Raw genomic sequence first — 1,061 nt, 5'->3', positions numbered from 1 at the left:
ATGTGAGAAGGTTTTTTTGTTGTGCACCTCAAAGATAATTTGAGATACTTAAATTCCTTCTCACTTTTTTAATCGTTTAGGACGCTATTGGTTGAGAATAATAAAAAGGATACGGAAACAAATTAATTCTTGAATTTTCCCTTTTTGGCGGAAAATGCATAAATTTACTTTAGTGCTTTTTTTATGCACGGAACGACCATAATTTAGCAGTATGATTGGAGTTTCTGACATGCTAGCTAACCGGAAAACCTCCATGATTGGGAAATGACCAACGCCCGGAGATGGTTGGAGAGAGTAAATTTATTTAGTATGAACAACTTAGAATTAAAAGAACTTAGTGTTCAGGAAATGAAAGAGAATAATGGAGGGGGTTGGATTGCAGATTTTGTAGAGAGATTTCTTTGCGCTCTTAAATGCAATCCATATCCATCAACGATGTATCATAACACAATGATGATGAGAGGAATTTAAAACAAAAAGCTATGAAAAAAGAACACTTATTAATAGAATTATCGGAAACAGACCTGAGTAAAATTGATGGTGGCCTTGACCCTGTGACCGTATTTGTACTTGGGGTGGCTGCTGGTTATGTTTTTGGTGAAATAATGGAAGGGATATACCAATTCCGCAAAAACGGTTGTTGCTGTTAAAAACACACATCGATTTAATCGTTAAAATGCTAAATATTGGAGTGTTGTATAACACTCCAATATAAATAATATATGGTAAAATATAAAACATAATAACTATGATTCCAAAGCCATTGTCACGTTATTTTCTTAAAACTCTAATGGTCTTATTTGTTAGTATTGTTGCACTAAAAATTGTTTTAGAGTTTGCATACATAAAAACCACTAGCCGAGAAAGCACTTTGCTAACAGGTGATTTAATGCCTCTGTTGTTTATTTTAATTGCATCTGTCATGATATCCTCTGTTTTAACATATCGACGACATAAGCGTAATTCTTAGCGAACTAAAGTTCCAATCTGGTATTGCAGCCTAAAGGAGAGACTCTACCTTTGTATAATGAACAATACATTTTACAAGCAATACAAAGAGC

The 1,061-nt window shown here is 33.7% G+C and carries 2 protein-coding genes; both read left to right on the top strand.

The annotated features are described in order from the left end of the window. The first annotated feature begins 309 nt into the window (after nucleotides 1-309). On the top strand, nucleotides 310-471 hold the full coding sequence (locus B5X70_RS18120; RefSeq protein ID WP_157666492.1) for a hypothetical protein: 162 nt from the start codon (nucleotides 310-312) through the stop codon (nucleotides 469-471). An 11-nt stretch (nucleotides 472-482) separates the two neighbouring features. Next, nucleotides 483-650, top strand: a complete 168-nt coding sequence (locus B5X70_RS18115) for a hypothetical protein (protein ID WP_157666491.1) — start codon at nucleotides 483-485, stop codon at nucleotides 648-650. The last annotated feature ends 411 nt before the right edge of the window (nucleotides 651-1,061 follow it).

Origin of the sequence: Alkalitalea saponilacus (assembly GCF_900168165.1) — a bacterium.
Lineage (GTDB): Bacteria > Bacteroidota > Bacteroidia > Bacteroidales > Marinilabiliaceae > Natronoflexus > Natronoflexus saponilacus.
The sequence above is the reverse complement of the archived record's forward strand: the minus strand, read 5'-3'. Positions and strand labels throughout refer to the sequence as shown.